Annotated in this window: 10 protein-coding genes; all 10 read right to left on the reverse strand. The window is 41.6% G+C overall.

Features of this window, described 5'->3' with window-relative positions; all coding sequences use genetic code 11:
- Nucleotides 1-18: 18 nt before the first annotated feature.
- Complete coding sequence (locus BUA60_RS23205; protein WP_218587940.1) at nt 19-2,040, reverse strand: hypothetical protein; 2,022 nt, start codon at nt 2,038-2,040, stop codon at nt 19-21.
- 250 nt (nt 2,041-2,290) lie between these two features.
- Nucleotides 2,291-3,628, reverse strand: a complete 1,338-nt coding sequence (locus BUA60_RS17030; RefSeq protein WP_072863791.1) for a Gfo/Idh/MocA family protein — start codon at nt 3,626-3,628, stop codon at nt 2,291-2,293.
- A 144-nt stretch (nt 3,629-3,772) separates the two neighbouring features.
- Entirely contained in the window at nt 3,773-7,354 is a 3,582-nt protein-coding gene (locus tag BUA60_RS17035; protein ID WP_245802573.1) for a sulfatase-like hydrolase/transferase, read from the reverse strand.
- Nucleotides 7,355-7,698: 344 nt separating this feature from the next.
- Nucleotides 7,699-8,502, reverse strand: a complete 804-nt coding sequence (locus BUA60_RS22885) for a 3-keto-disaccharide hydrolase (RefSeq protein WP_072863793.1) — start codon at nt 8,500-8,502, stop codon at nt 7,699-7,701.
- Nucleotides 8,503-8,505: 3 nt separating this feature from the next.
- Complete coding sequence (locus BUA60_RS22890; RefSeq protein ID WP_218587941.1) at nt 8,506-9,735, reverse strand: FG-GAP repeat domain-containing protein; 1,230 nt, start codon at nt 9,733-9,735, stop codon at nt 8,506-8,508.
- A 2-nt stretch (nt 9,736-9,737) separates the two neighbouring features.
- Nucleotides 9,738-12,419: a c-type cytochrome gene (locus BUA60_RS17050; RefSeq protein WP_072863795.1), complete on the reverse strand. Its 2,682-nt coding sequence runs from the start codon at nt 12,417-12,419 to the stop codon at nt 9,738-9,740.
- 34 nt (nt 12,420-12,453) lie between these two features.
- Nucleotides 12,454-13,947 (reverse strand): RagB/SusD family nutrient uptake outer membrane protein, encoded by a 1,494-nt coding sequence (locus tag BUA60_RS17055; RefSeq protein WP_072864085.1) that lies wholly within the window; start codon nt 13,945-13,947, stop codon nt 12,454-12,456.
- Nucleotides 13,948-14,005: 58 nt separating this feature from the next.
- Nucleotides 14,006-17,101 carry a SusC/RagA family TonB-linked outer membrane protein gene (locus tag BUA60_RS17060; protein WP_072863797.1) on the reverse strand — a complete coding sequence of 1,032 codons (3,096 nt, stop codon included), beginning with the start codon at nt 17,099-17,101 and terminating at the stop codon, nt 14,006-14,008.
- Between the two features lie 544 nt (nt 17,102-17,645).
- Nucleotides 17,646-19,346 carry a sulfatase gene (locus BUA60_RS17065; RefSeq protein WP_072863799.1) on the reverse strand — a complete coding sequence of 567 codons (1,701 nt, stop codon included), beginning with the start codon at nt 19,344-19,346 and terminating at the stop codon, nt 17,646-17,648.
- Between the two features lie 301 nt (nt 19,347-19,647).
- Nucleotides 19,648-20,688 carry a GntR family transcriptional regulator gene (locus BUA60_RS17070; protein ID WP_072863801.1) on the reverse strand — a complete coding sequence of 347 codons (1,041 nt, stop codon included), beginning with the start codon at nt 20,686-20,688 and terminating at the stop codon, nt 19,648-19,650.
- Between the last annotated feature and the right edge of the window lie 118 nt (nt 20,689-20,806).

Genomic DNA, 20,806 nt, shown 5'->3' on the forward strand with positions numbered 1-20,806 from the left:
TTATGAGGTAATGTTTGTTCAATTATCTCCGGAATTTTCTATAAAGTACAACAATATTTTTTTAATATCGTTCACGGTGCCCAAAGTAAGACCGCCATTGGTGGCCCCTGTAATCCAATACAATACCATGCCGGCATCCGAACAATCCCATTTGCCTTTTTGAAATGTAACAACATCGTCAACCTCTGCAATTTTTCCTTGTATCCAGACCCATTGCATTCTAGGATCCAGGTGGTTTTTAGCCCAATCCCATTCCGGTAGTGCTACTTTTAAGTAAGTGTTTTGGTCCGGAATGCGAACTTCTTCGACCCCAAAATCCAAGATTTGCTGCCATGTATAAAAATCACCGGCATCATCATTTGCCGGGTGATGTGTGATCACTTTTACATATTTGTGTTTGGATTTTTTTGATGCTGCCAATGCCATTCCAATAATATCCGGCTCACCAGCTTCAATAATCCATAAGGGGTCTTCTTTGGAAGAAGCATTAATGGCTGCACTCAGATCCTTAACGGTTTTCTCTTGTTGCCATTTTGCATCCAAGAAAGTTAGTCCATCAAAACCGCCCCAGCGTCTAGCGGTTACATCGCAGGCAGCTTGCATCAATGCATGTCTTTCTTTTTCAGCCGCTTCTGAAATCCTGTTGTCACGTACCAGATCACAACTATGTGAATAATGAACCAGTCTATTTTCCAGTCCCGAAGCCCGTAGTAAAGCAATTGAAACTGCGGTTCCGCCAAGGTCATCCGGGTCTGGCGAGTTGCCATCGGCGACAATGGCAATACGTCCCATTGGAGGTTTAATGGTTAATTTTGTTATTTCCGTTTCTTCAGGAGATGGGTCAAATGGTGTTTGCTGTACTTCTTTTCCTTTCCCCACGGGAGCGAAAATTATTCCAGACCAGCGGCCCCTAGCCCACTCTTTACCATCCTCACTTCCAATTATCGACTTTACTGAAATTTTGTCTCCTTTTTTTAGGCTAACGTTTTCCCACAATGCATTATAATTTTTACCCTCTTCAAATATTTTCTTGGCCAATGGAGGGGAATATGACCCTAGTTCTTTGTCATTAATGTGTACCGTAAACTTTGATCGCCCATCGTTTTCACCTACGGCAACCAACAAAATGTCATAATTGGCACTTTTAAAATTAAAGGTGGTAGTTGTTTGGGCTTCTTTATTTTTTTCTGGTTCTATGGCGAGCCATTTACCGTCAGCATCCTTATAAAAACTGGTTGCATCAATTGGAAAATCATCCACAGGTAGTGTCTTGTTCTCTAAAACGGTGGAGGAAATGGTCTGGAAGTAAGTTGTCACGGGTAACGAAGCTGACACTGCGGTCCCTTGTTCTTTTGGGATATAATCAATGTCGTTTGTCATGAGAAATTTGTCAAATACAAAACCGTCCTCACGCATACTAAACTGAATATCGTGTATACCACTTTTCTCGATGTCCAAATAAATTTTTTTAGGTACCCCACAATGCACGTCTTTTGTTCTTTGCTTACTTTCCCAAGTCCATTTATTCTTGCCTTCGCACCATTGCATTCTTTGCCCATGGACAGGCCACTCATTATTTAATCCGACATGTATGCTGTTATCTTCGCTGCCCGTACTGAATGCCCTTGCCCAAATATAATAACGCCCTGGATTATTTATTTTTACTTTATAATGAACTATGGCAGCTTTTCCTGGGTCATTGGAGAAGTTTTCCCCATGTATCAGTTTATCAGAATGGTTGATCCTGGTATCGGGCAATATTTCAATATAAGCATTATTGCTGGCACTATTTAAAGGATTTTCCTCAACATCTTGACCCAGCTGTGGGGATTCCAATTTTGAAGTTCTGTACCATTGTCTCTTTTCATAATTACTTTGCTTGTAAAAGTATTCTGCTTCAACAATTACGAGGCCTTCTTTTTCTTCATAATTATTTTCTTCACCTACAACGGGTTGCGTAAATTCGGATTTTTGGGCATTTAAGATTATGCTAGAGATACCCATAATTGTTGTCAATATAAATAAGGATCTAGTTTTCATCTTATTGCCTATTTTATAAAATAATAACTTCAAAATTCTTAATAATAAATATGTTGCGATTCCAAATCAGTTAAGCCTGTTGGAAAACACATCCTTCTTCAAGGTTAGATATCGGGCTTCTTTCGACTAGAGTGATGGAACATTATAATTCAGGTTCCTGCTCGCATGATTATTTCATGTGTTATTCAACAACTAAACCATATTAAATCAGTTGAAACCGATTTAAAGAACTTCAATTTTTGACTACATTTTAAAGGATGACCTCCCAACCTTTTGCATACTCTCTTCCCCATAAGGCCAAGGCTTTACGGTCTAGCATTCTTCCGGTAGTGGGGTCTATTTCAAAACCATTCCCAATTCTGTAGGCTACATTGCCATAGTGCACCAAGGCCATGCTTTTGGATGCATCATCAATTGGTGCCTGTAAGGTTTCCTTACCCCTAATGGTATTGAAAAAATTCGCAACATGAATAGTAGTCATTCCGCCGCCACCACCTAGTTCTATACCACCTTCTTTATATTTGGCATTAACAGTTTTTACTAAATTGCCAGCCCTGTCATAAAGCTTGTACAAATCGCGGTTTACATAAACACTGCCTTCACTACCATAAATAATAGTGCCTCGGCCCCCGCCATATGTTCCATATCCATTTCTACTTTTGCCATCCCATTTTATAGTGGTATTGTTGTCGAATTTAAAGGTTGCTTCCATGGTATCGTACATTTCCCAGCCATCATTAACAAAGGCTGATTTAATGCCATCGGCCTCCACATGATTCGGAAAATCTACTTGCAGGGCCCAACGGGCTACATCCAACTCGTGGGTACCGTTATTGCCCAATTCAGCTGTTCCATAGTTCCATCCGTACCAGTGCCAATTATAATTCCAGGTTTCAGAGGTGTAATCCCGTCTAACGGCCGGCCCTTGAAATAATTCCCAATCCAAACCAGTAGGTACGGCTGCAGGTTTTTGCAATGGTACTTCTCCCCGTGAATTACTAAAAAAAGCAACGGCTTTATAAGGTGTGCCAATTACCCCATTATGTATTTCCTTAATAATTTCAATGGTATGCTCGGCTGAACGTTGTTGATTGCCCATTTGCACAACTCGGTCGTACTTTTTTTGGGCTGCTACCAATAGCTCATTTTCGGCCATATTATGGCTACAAGGTTTTTCTACATATACGTGCTTACCTTCTTTAATCGCCATGATAGATCCCGGAGCATGCCAATGGTCCGGTGTAAGGTTAAAGAGGGCATCAACATTCTTATCCGCCAACACCTTTCGGATATCGTTTTCAAGCTTTGGAGTGTAACCCAAGCGTGGGGTCATTTCCTTTGCAGCTTTTAAACGTTGACTCTCCATTACATCACAAAGGTAAACGAGCTCAACATTGTTACTTTTCAATTCTACAGGTGTATAAATAGCGCCGACCCGACGGCCCAAACCAGCAATGGCAACTTGAATTCTTTCATTGGAACCTATTATCCTTTTATAGCTTTTGGCCGACAATTTTGTAGACCCAAGAACCACGCCAGCTGAGCCAACAGCAGCAGTGCGAATGAAGTTTCGTCTAGTTTTATTCATGGTAATTATTTGTAGTTATCATTACTTTTATGATGGCATTACGCCTTCCAAACGCTTCCTCTAATAGACAAACGAATGCTTCTTGATAATGGACTTGGCCAATATTATATATAAGAAGAGATAAAACAGTTTTAAGCAAATACATTAAAACGAATTAATTACCAATTTTATCTCATGTTTACCAGGCTCCAACCTAACCGAACCAAAGGCCGACGCCACTTTCTTCCCGTTGTGCATTAGCTCTTTTCCAGGTGCGGGGGCCATTTCAAATTCGGCGACCATATTGGCGGGGATTTCAATAGTATATAATTGCAATCTAGGATTGGCGTAGGTGTAGCTTGCTTTTATAGTTCCTTTAATGGTGGGGACTTCAATACTGCTGTTCTTTAAATCGCCCATCTGCGGTTTAATGGACGCTATGCCAAATCCTGGGGTTTTGGGTTGAATGCCCCATAGTCCACGGGGAATGGCGTTGGCAGGGACCGCCCCCCACGCATGGTTCCAATCCAGATTATTCTTATACTTTAAATCCCAGGCTTCCAAGGTGATGGTAGAGCCGATACGGATCATATTGTACCAACTTCTGTCACTGGTATCGGTCAATAGACTTAGGGCATAATCTTCCGCGCCCGCATTGTACAGGCCATCCATTAAGTATTGTGAACCATATACACTACAGGCCATTCCCCTCGATTTTACAAATTCAACTACCGAGCCTATATGTTCTTTGGGAACCATATTGAATGCCAAAGGCATCATGTTGGCATGTAAGGAGGCGTGGTCCGTACCGATTCCATCAACATAAATTCCCCTCTTGGTATCGAACATCTTTTCATTGAATGCCTTCTTCGCTTTTAAGGCCCTTAGTTTAAAATCCAAAGCCTCTTGTGTTTTACCCAGGACCTTGGCAAATTCGGCCATTATTTTCATGTTCTGGTAGTAAAATGCATTCACTACAGTGTTATAATCCTTGAAAACGTAACCGTCGCGTTCTCCTTTGTTGTTGGGATCCCCGCCCCAGCCTGCAGAGGGCCAATCCACTATATCCCTAAAGGTTTCCTTCATGGTCTTTGGAAATCCAAGATTGGCCATTAATTCCGGGGTCATCTTGGTAGAGGTTATCAGGCCATCTTCGTTCGCTAGTTCATAAAGGGTTTTATATTTTAACTGATCGTAGTATTTCTGTATGAGTTCTGTGTTGCCCGTATACATATAATCGGCATAAAACATAAGTGCCACATGCTGTTGCCATTCGGTAGGCCATGTAGGATGTTCCATAAAATATTCAATGGTCTGTCTGGCTATGGCATATTCTCTATCGGTAGTATAATGGCTCAATTGGTTCAAATAGGCATCGGCCTCATATGGAATCCGCTCGCGGTCCCCATCTACGTAAAGCCCGTTAAAGGTAGTGGCCTTTATAGAGTACTTACATAAATCCCAAACCTGATTCAAAATATCATTGGAACTGCTAAAACTGCTGGAATCATCCTCCCAGTAACTATGATAGGCAAGTTGTGTAAAATTGTCAGCGGTCAAGGGTTCTTGGGCCCCTTCCACTTCTGCGTATCGGAAAGGCATTAAGACCGGGAAGCCTTCCGGTAAAGGAAGTGCTTTGCCCGGCAGGGTGTTTCTTTTGTCCGGTTTGATCTGAAGTTGATATTGCGTTTTATTAGGCGTCACCGGTACCTTGATTTCTTGGTACCTGATATGGCTTTTTTCAAAAGGCTTTCTGTTAATATTATTACCCTCCAATTGTTCCCCGATTCGGAAAGTAAGGATATGATCGGTTTTGGCATTATAGGTAAAATCAATGGTAGCGAAGGCCGCTTTTCCAAAATCTACAAAATAGGTGTCCCCTCTTTTTTCGAATAGGACCGGTTTTATTTTATCTATTTGAAAACTGTTCGGTGTTGTAATGGTTGCTTTGGGACTGCCCATAATAAACGGTTGGGTTTTGGAATATCTTGATAGTCGATTGTCCTGGTCCCAAATACGTACTTTCCAGAAGTAGGTCTCCCCACTTTTTAGCTGGGTTCCTCCGTGTTCTATTTCCGTCGAGGCATTGGATCTTATTTGTCCACTATTCCAAACATCACCAATGTTGTTATTTATTTTTTCTTCGGATGAGGCTACCAATATTTGATAGGCCGATTGGGTAACAGCGCCTTCCGGTACTACCCAGCCGTATTCTGGCTTGGGATCAATAATACTAACTCCGGCGGTGTTTCTTATCCATTCTACAATTAAATTGGAAGGTCCTTTGGAATAATCATCGGATAGTTCAAGTATAAGGCTGTTCGTTTTCTTTCGAAAGGATTCAAGTTTATTGGTATATTTTGAATCTTTCGCAAGGTTGTTGATTTCCTTTGGATCGTCTTTTAAATTATAAAGTTCCTCATAGGACTGATCGTTTACATAGCGGAAGTATTTCCAATCTTTGGTCCGTACCCCTTCACTAGGGGGGATATTTTCAAATTCCCATAGATGTTCTATCAAAATAGTATCGCGCTCAAAATCGGTTTTGGGATTTTTGATGATCGGCATTAGGCTTTTGCCCTGCCATCCCTTGGGTTGTTTCAAACCTGCCAAATCTAGAATAGTGGACGGCACATCAACGTTCAATGCCAAGGCATCGTTGTCCTTCTGTTTTTTTAAACGCGGGTCGAACACAATTAAGGGCACCCGTATGGAATTATCATATAACAACCATTTTCCGGCAAGCTGACGTTCTCCCAGGAAATAACCATTATCCCCCATTAAAATGATTACCGTGTTCTTATCGAGCCCTTTTTTCCTTAGTTCCTCCCTGATCTTGGCAATTTCACGATCAATACCCGAAATCATCCTGTAATAGCCCTTTACGCTATGTTGGTATTTTTCAGGAGTGTCGTAACGCCATGTCCATCGTAAACGGTTAAATCCGTCACGTACAAACTTCGGTTGGGCTTCAAAGTATTTGTCTTCGCCCAGTTCTGGTCCGGGCATATCCATGTTCTGAAGCAGCAAATCTGACTCCTGTTGCCAAAAATATTGATCTTTGGCCGAGTCGTGTGCATGTGGCGCACTAAAACTTAGGGAAAGACAAAATGGGGTATCGGTATCGGCTTTCGCAATAAAGTCTATAGCCTGTTGACCCGTATATCGGGTAAGGTGTACCGTATCTTTGCCTATGGTTTTGTAATAATACCCGCGCCTGTCGTTATACTGATTGTTGCGGTCATAGGATTCATAAGTATCGAACTGTTTTTCTAGATCATCATACCTAACACCGTACTTTCCATAGAAGCCGGTGTAGTATCCGTTTTTTTTCAAGATGGTCGGATAGGAGTCTGCCATATAGGATTCTCGAATATTTCCCGTCTGGAAATTAAAGTTATGGGTACGCTCATATAGGCCGGTCAAAATGCTTGCCCTACTGGCCGCACAGATAGGGGTGGTTACAATGGCATTCTTGAAATAAGTGCCTTCCTCGGCCAATTTATCCATTTCCGGAGTGGATATGAGTTTGTTGCCTGCATAGCCCAAGGCATCAAATCTTTGGTCATCCGTTAAAATGAAGATAATATTGGGTTTTTTAGTTTGCTGTTGTTGCGTTGCTTTTTGTGCTTTTAATGGAATGGCGCAAACGAAAAGGAGTATTACAACAATAATTCTAACTTTCATCAATCCGTGTTTTTTGTTTTTAATCGGCAAATAGGATTTGCCCATAGTTATTTGGTTCATAAATTAAGATTTATCACGTCTAATTTCAAAAGAAAAAGTAGTTTTCCAATGAATTGGAAATGTTACTCCAGATTTAAAAAAAACGGAATTACTTCCATAGAAATAGACTTTATCAAACTTAATCTTTATATGCCCATTACCTATCCTGTGCTGTCCTGTCCGCAGTGAAAATTATTTTTATTTTGAGGTTGGAGTGGGGGAGTTGATTGCCTATAGATCCCAAAAAAAAAGGATGAAAGTTTTGAATTTCACCCCTTTTTCCCAGTCTTAATTTTTTATGCTTAAGCGCTACCTAACAATTGACGGTCAGGCTCAAATCTTCTTAAAAGAAGAAATTTTCAATCCTATAAGTTCTTCAATTTTATATTTCTATATTCCACCTTCATGGGAGGCCCTACGTGTACCTGCACTCCCAAATGACCTTTGGACGCCCGGTTAACCGTGTCATCGTCGATTACCTCGCTCATTAGAATGCCATTAATGTAATGCTGTAATTTGTTTCCTTTGATGATAAGGTGGGCTTCGTTCCAATCTTCACTTTTGATCTTTGTCTTTAGTTCGTCCGAATCCCCAAGTGATTCCAAAACTTCCCTGCTCTGCCAAGCATTCTTCGCCACATTGGCCCTTAAAGATCCGGGGGTATCCGGATTTTCTTGGGACGTTATTCTGGCTTTTTCACCACGATAGGCCAGTGTAGCTCGCTTTTTCTCTTCATAGTTCTGTCCGGTATATCTGATTTTACCATCTATATCGGCCTGATATCCACGTAATGCAAAGGGTATGGTGTCGATTCTTTCACTCCGGTAATTTATGCCACTGTTTCCAGCTTCCGCAATACGGAATTCGAGCTTCAGTTCAAAATCTGCAGGCTGTCCGCCTTTCCATATAATAAAGGTGTTGTTCTTTAATAAGGTTGTGGGGGTTACCTCTCCCACAAGATTGCCGTTCTCTACCCTCCAATAATTGGGGTCTCCTTCCCAGTTGTCAAGCGTTTTGCCATCAAATATTTGTACAAATCCGTCCTGTTCTGTTGTGGCCGCTGCCATTTCCTGCTGCGGTTTATCTTCTTTTTTCTCTTTACAGGACTGTAGGCCTATAATGGCAATCAGCACTAATATAAGTGGCTTAAAAGTTCTTTTCAAATTCATGATTTATTGTTTAATAGGTTCGTTGTAATAAATGTTAAGGCCATCTTTTCCGGCCACGATAATATCTTTCATTCCGTTATTGTCCACATCCGAAACACTAAAGTAGACTCCGGTTCCCTTTCCATGGCCATAGGGGCCATAATCTATAACTTGTTTACTAAAATGCTCCCCGTTCCACTTGAAATAATAAAGTCCAAGGTCATCGTTACCGCCTGGGTCTTTTCCATTATGGGCACGGTAACGCTTACCAGTTACCAGTTCATTTTCCCCATCCCCATCTATATCGGTCCATTCCATACTGTGGTACTGTGAATTGTATGGGTCTATGGGGTGCTTTATCCATTGGGTTTTTTGTTTTTTGGTTGCGGGTTTTTGTTCGTACCTAAATAGGCCGTAATCATGTCCTTGACCAACAATAAGGTCCGAAAGGCCATCCTTGTTTACATCGGCAACTATTATGGGAACACTTGCAGTGCCCAATTCAAATTCCTGATGTAATTTCCATTCCCCCGTAAAGGTATTCTCGGGTGCTTGTAACCAACCTTTGGATACAATAATATCTGTAAGTCCGTCGCCGTTTATATCACCAAACCCAAGGCCATGTCCGTGCGGACCTAAAATGGAGTGTTTGCTAAAACTTCCTACACCTTTTTTGTTGGCATTCAACAGCAATCTATAAATTACCAAAGAGTCATTGGGAGTATTGGGAATTATTTCCACGATACCGTCCCCATCCAAATCCCAAGAACGGCTGCTCTCTATGTTACCTGCTTCGGCTATCAAATGTTCCTGCCATTCACCTCCATCCCCAGGGTTTTGCTTCCATACCAATTGTTTCCCGAACCAGCCACCAGTAATGAAGTCGGTAAGTCCATCCCCGTTAACATCCATAGGAATGGTAGAAAAATCGTCATAATATTCCCCATATCTTTTTGCCGATCCTATATAGTGCCGGGTTTGAAAATGGGGTCCTTTGTACCAATAGGCTCCTGAGACAAGGTCCAGTTTGCCGTCGTTGTCCACATCGAACACCCCTACGGTTTCGTAACTTTCGGAAGCTATCTGTTGCTTGGTAAATTTTAAGGGTCTCTCCTGTGCAAAAAGGAAAGTGCCTGTTAGTAAAAAGACAGTGCATATTAAAAACGCTGCACCGTTTAAGTTAATAGCGTTTAACATAAACGGTGCAGGTCTTTTTAACCTGTAAGGACCGGTCAAAGCAATTGAATTAGCCATTGCTAGTTGTTGGCCTCTTTTTCTGTATAAATTGGATTATCAGGATTTCCACCGGCAACCAAATAGGCCAATAGGTCTTTCACTTCTTCTTCGTTGAGCCTATTGATGGTTCCGGGAGGCATCCAGGATATTGTGGAAAGCTTGGTGCTTACCACTTGGTCCTTGGGTACTTCCCTCGTTTGATCCGGTGCATAGGGATTTTGCGAGACAATATAATTTTGTTCAGTCTCGTTCATCAATCTTCCTACGACGGATTTTCCGTCCTTTAAGGTATACACTGTGGTATTGTATTGGTCCGAAATCACATCGTTGGGTTCAATAATGGCCTTGAGTATATCCTGGGGTGAAAAGCGGGTTCCCAATTGCGTTAGGTCCGGGCCAATATTCTCTCCTTCTCCTTGCATGGAATGGCAAGTGATACAGGTGGTAGCCGCAAACATACTTTTGCCGTACTCAAAATCCCTCCCTTTGAGGCCATCGGCCAACAAGGGTTCTATATCTCCCACTTCCCAATTGTGGCGTGGACCTTTGGGCTGTACGGTCGTAACTGCCAGATCATTGCCCGAGCTGGACAATAGTTCGGCACCGGACATCTTATCGTAATATTCAAACTTATCCTTTGGGACATGTGTCAATGCCTTTTTCCTTGCCTTGTCAATGAAACCGATATAGCTTCTTCCTGCCTTATAGGAAAAGGCCTTGTTGAACCAATTAAAATACTTTTCACGCAGTTCCGGAGTCCATCCCTTGTCTACATCCTCCAGTACCATTCCGTAATAGGTATGCTGGGCAGGAGGCATGTTTTTCAGGGTTAGGGCTATATCCATTCCATATTGTGGATTTCTCAAAATAAGATCCGAAGCCTCGGTGGCCGTATTGGCCATCACATCCACATTTTCCCCTGTATTGGATTCCAACAGGGCCAAAGTTTTACTAGCTACGGTAGGGTCGTCCAAATAGGCCAATGTTTTACTAAGCATTTGGTTCAAGACATCTGTAGTTGCCGGATACTGTGGCGAAAGATAAGCAATGACCTTGTTCTTAACGGATGATCCTGGAATCCCAAAACGGGATAGGGTCAGTTCAAAAGCTCTTAGGTGGTCTACTTGCTGTTGCGATGTAAGCTTGGAATAATCTACGCCTAAAAGGGCATTGAGCATTTGGTCTTGCTGGGCTTTATTGCCATGTCTGGCTAGGGCTATAATTCCCTGTGCCAAGGTAACCGGATCCTTTTCTGAAAGAACCTTAGCTTGCCATTCCTTAACTGGCTGGTGCTCTACCGCAATACGTGCGGCATATTGGATAAATCTATCCGCGTTGTTCAGATACGGCCAAGCAAAGTCGACCGCGCCACTCTTTGGACCTGTATGGTATTCCTCCAACTGTCTTCTAATCTTATTCCCTTCGGTAAGTTCGGATGCCTTATTGGCAGGCGTTACGTCCTCGGTTCCTGTATAGTGAACCCTGTAAAGGTCGGAATCCAATCTTCGTCCTCCGGTCATGAAATACATGGCACCATCCGGACCAATGACCCCATCTGTCAAAGGAAGCGGGATCCCTGATAAAAATTCCTCCCTCTCCCCGTCATAGGAAGATCCATTGGCTTTTAGGTGAATAGCATAGATGATACCGAAACTCCAATCGAAGGCATAAATGCTCTTTTGGTACTTTTCTGGAAATTTCGCTCCCCTTCCGTAAACCACATTGGTGGGAGATCCCTGACCAATATTTACGATAGGAGGAAGGTTGTCCGGATATGCAGGAGACCATTTTCCGTTCCCCGTTCTCCAACCAAATTCGCTACCACTGGTAACATGGCAGATACGGGTAGGACGGTACCAGGGCAAGCCCAAGTCCCATTCCATGTCCGAATCGTATACGAACATGTCCCCTTCATCATTAAAGTCCAGATCAAATGGATTCCTGAAACCGGCACTGATCAACTCCCAGTTCTTTCCTTCCGGGTCTATTTTTGCAATCCAGCCCCCTGGAGCACCGCGGTCATTGGCATGGCCGCGGGGATCCTTTACCTGGGGGAAAAGGTTGTCGTCCTGCCAAACATTGGGCAGGCGATAAGTATCCATTTCCGGAAGATCGGTATGATTTCCAGCAATAACGTATAAAGACTCTCCATCAGGACTTAAAACAATACTATGTGGGCCGTGCTCACCTGCACCGTTCAATGCCTTTAACTGGGTGATCTTGTCATATTGGTCATCGTTATCCGTATCCTGCAAACGATAGAGCCCACTGCTCTTCTCGAATTCATCATTGCCGCGATGATTCACCATTACATATAGACTATTGAAAGCGTAGAGCAATCCTTGGGCATAACCCATTTGAATGATAGAATCGGCTACGGCCTCCCCTGTCTGTATCTTGAGTTTTTCAATCTTTGGCGTCAATACTTCAGACCCAATAGCAGGAAGTTCCAGGCGATATAGCGCACCGTATTGATCGGCAGTGATCAGTCGTTCCTTGTTGTCGAAGGCCATGGCTACCCATGACCCCTGATCGTTATCGGCCGGACTGTACAGGTGTTCCGCCTCAAAACCGGGCTGTAATTTTAGCTTTGCCAATTTTGGAGGAAGCTCCTGGCCACTTGCGGTTTCCATTTTTTTGTTATCCTCACAAGAAACGGACAAAAGCATTGAAAAAATAAGTACGGCAATTAGTCTGGTCATTATCTTTTAGTTTTTAATTATGTGTCTAATATAATTAGAAATTAGGATTTAATGACGATTCTGCGGCTGGAAGTGCATACCGCTCTGTAATATTTGTAAAGACATTTCCTCTTGGTTCTACGCCTGCAGGGTAGTAATAGTCTATTGGATTGGCTTTTATTTTATTCCCATGGGCTGTTATCACGTCTATGGCGCGACCTGTTCTTACCAAATCGAACCATCTTTTGTTCTCAAATGCAAGTTCTACCCTTCTTTCATTAAAGATGGCTTCTCCCAGATCTCCGGAATAATCCCCTAGACCAGCACGATCTCGCACCATTTTTAAGTAGGTGTCCGCACCGGCCTTATTTTGTTCTTCCAGTGCTTCGGCTAACAATAATAATACTTCCGAATAACGATACACCGGCCAGTTCATACCATGGTTTCCGTGTAAGGCATGTGGCTCCACATACTTCTTGATGATCGGATAATTCCCATCTTCCCAAAAACTTTCACTTAAGGTTACGTACATTATAGAGGCATCCTTCCTCAAATCCCCATCTTCATAGGCTTCTATAATGTCTGGTGTGGGTATGTTGTTTCCTTCTCCGTTTACTGGTTGTGGATTGGATGTACCCGTAATTGCACCTACCTCTTCGGCAGTAATTGGCCTTGGAAGAAAATTGTAAAGGAAACTTCCATTAAGTCCGTCTGCACCTTCCCGATATTGGATTTCAAAGACTGACTCCATATTGTTCTTGTTGTCGCTATTCCCGGAAAAGGCATCCTCATAATTGGGCATCAACATATATTCTTCACTATCCACAACTTGCTGTAACACAGATTCAGCCTCGCCCCATTGCTTACGCACTACATAAACATTGCCCAAAAGGGTTTGAGCGGCACCTGAAGTTACCCTTCCAGGCTGTTGTTGTGATTTAAGGGGTAATAAAGGAATGGCCGCTTTGGCATCTTCTATAATCTGCCCATAAAGCTCATCTTCAGAAGCCAGGGGTAAAGCAGCTCCTTCGCGGTCTACTACGGGTTCAAGGTGCATAGGTACACTGCCAAAAAACTGTGCCAGGTCAAAATAGGAATAGGCCCTTAAAAATAGTGCTTGCCCCTTTACGTTCGCTTTTACTGCTTCATCTATTTCAGCCTCATCTATAGTTGCCAAAATCTGATTGGCTCTGGCGATAACTTCAAAATAATCAACATAAACATTATATACATGTGTATTTGCGGTGATACCTCCATCACTTGGAATGGAGTGGTCGGCAATATCCTCCTGATTGTCCGTAGCCCCGAAAGCAGTGTTACGTGCAAAATAAGTGTTGTCAGAGTGCATCTCGGCCAAAAAAGGTTTAGATTGATTATTAATGTTTCGTAGGGGTACATATGCCCCATTGATGGCTTGTGTAAAATCCTCCTCCGTTTTAAAGAAAGTGGGTACACTTAACGAGTCTTCTGGGAAAATCGTTAATTCCTTGTCACAACTGCTTGCCAGAAAACCTAACATTGCTGCGATTAAATAGAATATTTTTTTCATTTTTTCAGTTTTAAAATTTGTCGAAAGTGAAATATTTTTTGACATAATAGTTTTCGATTTAGAAGTTTAAATTTAAACCTAAACTAAATATACGTGGTACCGGATATCCTGAAATATCTACCCCGGAGGCAAGGTTTCCACCATCTCCCTCTCCATTGTTCTGTACGCTAATTTCAGGGTTTGGTCCACCCCAATACTTAGTGAATATGTGTACGTTTTGAATTGATCCATATACTCGGGCCGATTTGAAATACTTGTCCATTTTAGGGATAGTAAACCCTAAGGTTATGTTCCGGATATTGAAATAGGAGGCATCCGCCACAAAACGGTCATTGATCCAATCCCTTTCTATACCGGTAACATTACCGCCACCTACGGTAGTTCCATAAAAGCCCCTGCCAGGATTTTCAACGGATCTAAACCTGTATTTTACATCTTTTAAAAGATTGAATACCCCATCCAAGTTGGTGGTGCTGAACAAATGTCTAACCAGCAATTCATTACCGTAAGATCCGGTACCCACTACGGAAAAATCGAAATTACCGTAATTAATGGTGTTGGTTATACCATAGGTGAAATCAGGGAATGGACTGCCCATAATGGCACGGTCGTCATCATCTCCTCCGCGAGTAATGATACCATCGCCATTAACATCGAGCAATTTAATACTACCCACAGTAGAACGTCCTGGAACTTGAGGTGAGCTGTCCAAGTCTTGTTGGTTTAGATAAACCCCATCGGATAGATGCCCATAAAATTGGCCAAAGGGTTTTCCTACCTGGGTAATGTGCCATCCACCTGGTCCATAGACCCTGTCAATTCCATCGGCCAAAGCTACTACCTCATTTCTGTTGAAGGAGATATTGGCGTTGGTGGTCCATTTGAATTTACCTGTGGTATTCACGGTATTTATACCAAATTCATGACCCCAGAACTTAATTTCACCAATGTTATCGCTAAAATTGGTAAAGCCTGATTCCCTTGGAACTTGCACATTGTAAAGTAAATTGGTAGTATTCTTGGTATAGTAATCATATACTAAGGATACCCTATCGTTGAAGAGGCTTAAATCCAATCCAATATCGAACTGTTTTGTGGTTTCCCATCCCAGATTGGAATTGGAGAGCGAATTAACCGCAGAACCTGGTGCAAAATCATTGCCAAATACGGCATTCACCGTATTGTCTATCAAGGCGTATTGGGTGTAATTACCAATATTGTTGTTTCCGGTAACACCATAACTTGCACGCAGTTTAAGAAGTGAAAGAGATTCTACATTTTCTAGAAAAGCTTCGTCTGAAGCAATCCAACCGGCAGATACCGAAGGAAAGGTACCCCATCTATTATCAGAACCGAACCTTGATGATCCATCACTACGGATAGAGCCTGTCAACAGATATTTTCCTTTGTAATTATAGGTAAGCCTAGAAAGAAAGGACACTAAACTCCATTCCTGTACCTGGTCGAAGGTACCGCCTCTATTAATATCTGCCGCTCCCTGAATATTCGGTAATCTATCATCTGCGAAATTACTGGCTGCAACCCTGCTACGGTCCATTCGATATTTTTGGTAAGTAAAACCTCCCAATAGAGAAAAAGTGTGGTCACCAATGCTTTTGTTATAATTAATCGTATTTTCATTTAAATAGGAAAAAGTGGTCCTGTCGTCCCAAACTGCCTCATTATTCGTCGGTATAGGACGGTTAATGGCATAGGTGGCATTGGTTGGACTGAAGTATTCATATTGGCTATTGTACAATTCAGCATTTAAACTGGATTTAATGGTAAGCCCTTCTATTGGCTCATATTCAATATACGCATTGGACAAAAGGTTTACCTCTTTAGTGCCATCCTGGATCCTTTCGGCAGAATTGAGCCAGTTGGCATAAGAGAAGATGTTACCAGTATTAGCCGGAAAACGATTGAATTCCGTCCTGGTCCCGTCCTCATTGTATATAGGCATGATGGGCCAAGTGTGCAGGGCATTAAAAAGGAGCCCCGTACCTCTGGTGCCATCTGTTCTCGGAGTATTGTCCAAGATGTAATTTGGTGCTATATTCACTCCAATTCGGACCTTGTCCGATAAACTATAGTCCAAATTTGCCCTTAATGAATATCGCTTATAATCCGAACTTAAGACCACACCCTCCTGATCAAAGAAGCCTAGAATTACTGAAGTTCGCAACTTTTCTTTGTTGGAAGTAATGGTAAGATTGTAATTGGTCATTGGGGCTGTTCTAAGCATAGCATCGTACCAATCGTTGGTCTGGCCCTCATATTGGGAAGGATTCTGAAAGATATCCGGTACTGGGCTACCCTGATCTTCATAGTATTCCTTTTTAAATTGGGCGAATTCAACGGCATTCATCATTTCTATCCTTCCTCTATCTGGAACGCTCTGCATACCGGTGGAAACATTTAAACTTACACTGGTTTCACCGGCTTTTCCACTTTTGGTGGTAATCAAAACAACACCATTGGCTGCCCTTGAACCATAAAGGGAAGTGGAAGCGGCATCTTTCAAAATAGAAATATCCTGAATTTCATCCGGATTTATATTGTTGATCCCTCCGGAAATAGGGAAGCCATCAACCACATACAATGGGTCGCTACCTCCAGAAACGGATAGTTGCCCACGAATACGTACCGACATACCCTGTCCAGGCTTTCCTGTACTCTGATTAATCTGAACCCCTGGAATCCTACCCTGTATTTTTTGGGTAATTTGGGAAACCGGAATATCGGCAAGTTCATCGGCCTGTATGGTAGATACCGACCCTGTTACCTGTCTTTTGATCTGGGTACCGTAACCCACAACAACTACTTCATCAAGAGCAGCAGCATCTTCGGCCATGGTTACGTCTAATTGACTTTTTCCGTTAATCGGAATTTCTTGGGCTGTAAAACCAATGTAAGTGAAAACCAAAGTGCTGTTCGCACTGGGAGCAACAATACTGTAGTTTCCGTCAAAATCTGTTACCGTACCCGTTGTTGTACCTTTTACAACCACGTTTACCCCCGGCAAGCCCATCGAATCGTCTGCAGATACCACAGTACCGCTTACCGTTACATCTTGTGCCTGCATTGTAATGCCATAAAGCATAGTTAAAAGGAATAGGAATTTCCGGGAAATCCTGTAAATTCTTCTTTTCATAATCTTGTATTATTTAGTTTAGTTTAATTAGTAATCCTTAAAATAGTCACAAAAAATTAAGGATTATTCAAATATATGGGTGTGAATTTCTATAACTGTCCTGTACTGTACTGGTTCGAACTGTTAATTTTTTAACATGTCTGATAATGATTAGTCTGTTAAATTTTTAACATGCACATATAGTATTCAAACAAGTTTATTTAGTATCAACTAACATTTTTTATTGCCGATCCCAAAAATGTTCAATAACTAATAATTCATTGACTTGAAGCGCGATGAAGGAGGTTGAAAACCCAGGCCTGGAATGTTTGATCAGTATCCAAAAGTTAGATTTTTAATAAGACATGACCCTATAGTTTTACAAACACTTGTGCTAATACAAATGGCCAATTCTTGGTAGGTGTCTATTGATCTATCTTAGCTTTGAAGAGCACGACACTGGAATTGCCGAGAAACAATTGTGTTCAAAGGTTTCCAAGGATTTGTTACAGAACACATTATTAAGTGTATTTAGCTGGTTGATAGGTGTTTTATAACCAGGAAATCATTGTTCTTTGTAATGGGTAAACAAATCGCGAAAAGGTATTTTCCTTACCTCATTCTCCGGATTGTAATCTGGGTTGACTGTTGGCCAGTACCTTTGTTCTACATTTGTTTTTAGCCAGTCCATCAGTTTTTTGAACAAGGCCTCCCGTAAAACGGTCTTTGTAGTGGCCAAATCGTTTTTCTCAAAGGGGTCTTCTTTAATATTGTAGAGATGGAACCTACCGTACCAATCAAATATTAATTTGTAATCTCCGTCCCGAATTGCGGAATGAGGGGTTAGTGCATAGGGTTCGTAAGGACTATTGTAAATTACATTAAAGGGGTAGTGCCAGAAATGCGTTTCCTTGCTATACCCTTTTTTAATGTTTTCAGGGTCTGATAGTAGGGGCAGGATACTTTCTCCATCAAGTTTGTTGGTTTGGACAATAGCTTTGGAGTTATAACCGGAAGCTTCCAAAATTGTGGGATAAATATCGGTGCAATCTACGGGTACGTCTACCCATTGTCCTTCTTTAATCTTTCCTTTCCATCTAAAGATAAGGGGCACCCTAATACCACCTTCTGTTACGCAGGCCTTCCCTCCTAAAAACGGACTGTTGTCCGTGCCTTCACCTTTTGGGGTAACTTTAGAATCGATACCGCCATTATCCGACATGAATATGACCAAGGTATTTTCGTCCAGACCGGTTTCTTCGAGTTTTTTCAGAATTTCGCCAACTGATCTATCCAAGCTTTTTATCATGGATGCGTAGACGGGATCTTTATGGCCGTTCCATCCTTTGGTAGGCTTGTTCTCAAAATAGGCAACTTCATTTTCCTTGCCTTGGTAAGGGGAATGGATGGCAAAATGCGAAAAATAGAGAAAAAACGGTTGCCTTTTAAGTTTGGATCTTGTGTCTATGTAATTTAGGGCCTGAACCGTTAAGTCGTCCGTAAGGTATTCTTCACCGGTCTCTTGACCGGAATCGCCTATTTCCGAATGTTCCTGTGGCGTTTTGGGAAAACGTGTCTTTGTTTTGTTATCCCAGCTTTTTTTCCAATCATAATATACCGAACCACCTGCATCAAACCAGGCCAAGGGTTCAAATCCTTGGTCCGCAGGCTGATATCCTTGGGCGCCGAAACCACCAATGTGCCATTTGCCTATAAAGGCAGAATGATAGTCCTTTAGTGCCTCTGCTATTGAAAGTTCGTCCCTGTCTTTATCATAAGAATTTCCGGTAGGCACTGCCGAATTGGAGGTGGCATTGTTCAATGCCTGCTCTATCAAAATATTATCTTTATGTTCCAATACATCATGGGCATAATATCTGTCAGGGACTGGTAAATTTTGATTGTAATAGGTTTCCCGTGGTGGCATAGCCGTTGTAAAACCGAGTCTACTGGCATACTTTCCCGTCATGATGCTTGCGCGGGTCGGGGAACATAACTGGTTGGCATATGCCTGGGAGAAGGCTGTGCCTTCCTGGACCAATCGATCGATGTTAGGGGTTTCATAAAACATTTCGGAACGGTTTGCTCCGGAAAATTTATGGGCATAGGCCTGACTGTCCATAATACCATAATCATCGGCCAATATTAAAATTATGTTGGGTCTGGATGCAGTGTCTTTTTCTGTGGATTTTTCTCTCATTTTGGATTTACAACCAAAAAAAAGGATTGATAAAAAACAAAGACCCAAGGTTTTGAAATGTTTCATATAGATTGATTTGGTATAGTTTTAAACTATATATACTACGCTTAATTTTGGCCCTACTTTGACCGGCCTTATCGGAACCGCCAAAAAAACGGAATACCCATAAGAGGCATTCACTTTACGGGTCAGTTCTGATTAAAGGCTAAACTTACGTTGGTTATTTAAGGGAACTATCCTGTTGTGTGCTGTTAAAAGGCAACGGAAATAACGGCATAGTATAGTCGGACCAATTGTGGTTCAATAGAATTAGTGTCCGTTGGAAAGTTTAGTTGTTTGTTCTGATAGGGGAGTTTCTTATAAGACCTTATATGGAATTCCGGTCTATAAAATTAAACGGGTTTTTAATCTTTCCCTTTTCCTTGTTCAAGATCATTCTGGAGGCAGTTTCCCCCATTACCTTAAAGTCTGTAGAAATAACGGTAATGCCCAATAATTCCTTTAATGGGGTGTCGTTGTAGGATATAACCCCTATCTCCACACCTAAAATAAACTCTTTGTCCCGGATCTGATTCACCAAACTCACTAAGTCGTTTTCTTCAATGGTAATAAAGAGATCGCCCTTTTTAAGAATGATATCATCAAAAATTTCATCCAGGATCTCGAAATCTATTTTGTGTTCTACACAAAATTTGCGAAAGCCGTGCAATATTCTCCTGGGATAAGGATATACGGCATTTTCGGGATAGACCAGAATCAGTTTTCCATATCGCGAGATCTTTGGCAACCCTTCCTTTAGGGCATTGTAGATATCATTCTCAAAATCCTGATAGATTTCAATGAAATCCCCTTCAATTTCAAGTTTATTATTGTCCATCAACACTAATTTGTTCTTGGGAATCATATTGATGGCCTTAATGGCTTCATCGGTAGAACTAATGTGTTTAAGATCGTCCGTCTTAAAATGCGGCATGATGACGTAATAATCATATGCGTTGATGTTCTTCTCTAAAAGATTTACAAAAAGTGAGTTGTCGCAATGATAAATATGTAGGTCTGTATGGGAGTTGCCCCCAATAGTGTTTATAAAGGAATTGTAAATGCGCATTTTATAGGCGCTCAACTTATTGATTAGGAATAGTATATTGACCTTGGATATGAGTTTTGTTCTGGTTATGTAATAACCTTTGCCCCTTATGGAGGTAATTATCTTACGTTCCTTTAATATCTGGTAAGCCTTTTCAACAGTATCTCTGGAAAGCAAAAATTCCTCGCTCAAGCTATTGATGGAAGGAATTTTATCATCAATCTTCAAGTTGCCATTGGAAATGTTGTTAATTACGGAATCTACTAGCTGCCTGTATTTAGGGATCCTGGAATTTTCATCTATTTTGAGGTATTTGAACATATCTAAGCTAATCTATAATAATGATAATTTAAAATAATAAGTCTGCCGCTATTGTTTATTCTTCAATAATAAGCTATTTAATTTTAAATTTATTTATAAAATTAAGCACTTTTGGTTC

This window comes from Arenibacter palladensis (assembly GCF_900129275.1).
Classification (GTDB): domain Bacteria; phylum Bacteroidota; class Bacteroidia; order Flavobacteriales; family Flavobacteriaceae; genus Arenibacter; species Arenibacter palladensis.

Coding starts and splice junctions, on each gene's coding strand:
- BUA60_RS23205 (WP_218587940.1), bottom strand. CDS start 2,040: ATGAAAACTAGATCCTTATTTATATTGACAACAATTATGGGTATCTCT.
- BUA60_RS17030 (WP_072863791.1), bottom strand. CDS start 3,628: ATGAATAAAACTAGACGAAACTTCATTCGCACTGCTGCTGTTGGCTCA.
- BUA60_RS17035 (WP_245802573.1), bottom strand. CDS start 7,354: ATGAACCAAATAACTATGGGCAAATCCTATTTGCCGATTAAAAACAAA.
- BUA60_RS22885 (WP_072863793.1), bottom strand. CDS start 8,502: ATGAATTTGAAAAGAACTTTTAAGCCACTTATATTAGTGCTGATTGCC.
- BUA60_RS22890 (WP_218587941.1), bottom strand. CDS start 9,735: ATGGCTAATTCAATTGCTTTGACCGGTCCTTACAGGTTAAAAAGACCT.
- BUA60_RS17050 (WP_072863795.1), bottom strand. CDS start 12,419: ATGACCAGACTAATTGCCGTACTTATTTTTTCAATGCTTTTGTCCGTT.
- BUA60_RS17055 (WP_072864085.1), bottom strand. CDS start 13,947: ATGAAAAAAATATTCTATTTAATCGCAGCAATGTTAGGTTTTCTGGCA.
- BUA60_RS17060 (WP_072863797.1), bottom strand. CDS start 17,101: ATGAAAAGAAGAATTTACAGGATTTCCCGGAAATTCCTATTCCTTTTA.
- BUA60_RS17065 (WP_072863799.1), bottom strand. CDS start 19,346: ATGAAACATTTCAAAACCTTGGGTCTTTGTTTTTTATCAATCCTTTTT.
- BUA60_RS17070 (WP_072863801.1), bottom strand. CDS start 20,688: ATGTTCAAATACCTCAAAATAGATGAAAATTCCAGGATCCCTAAATAC.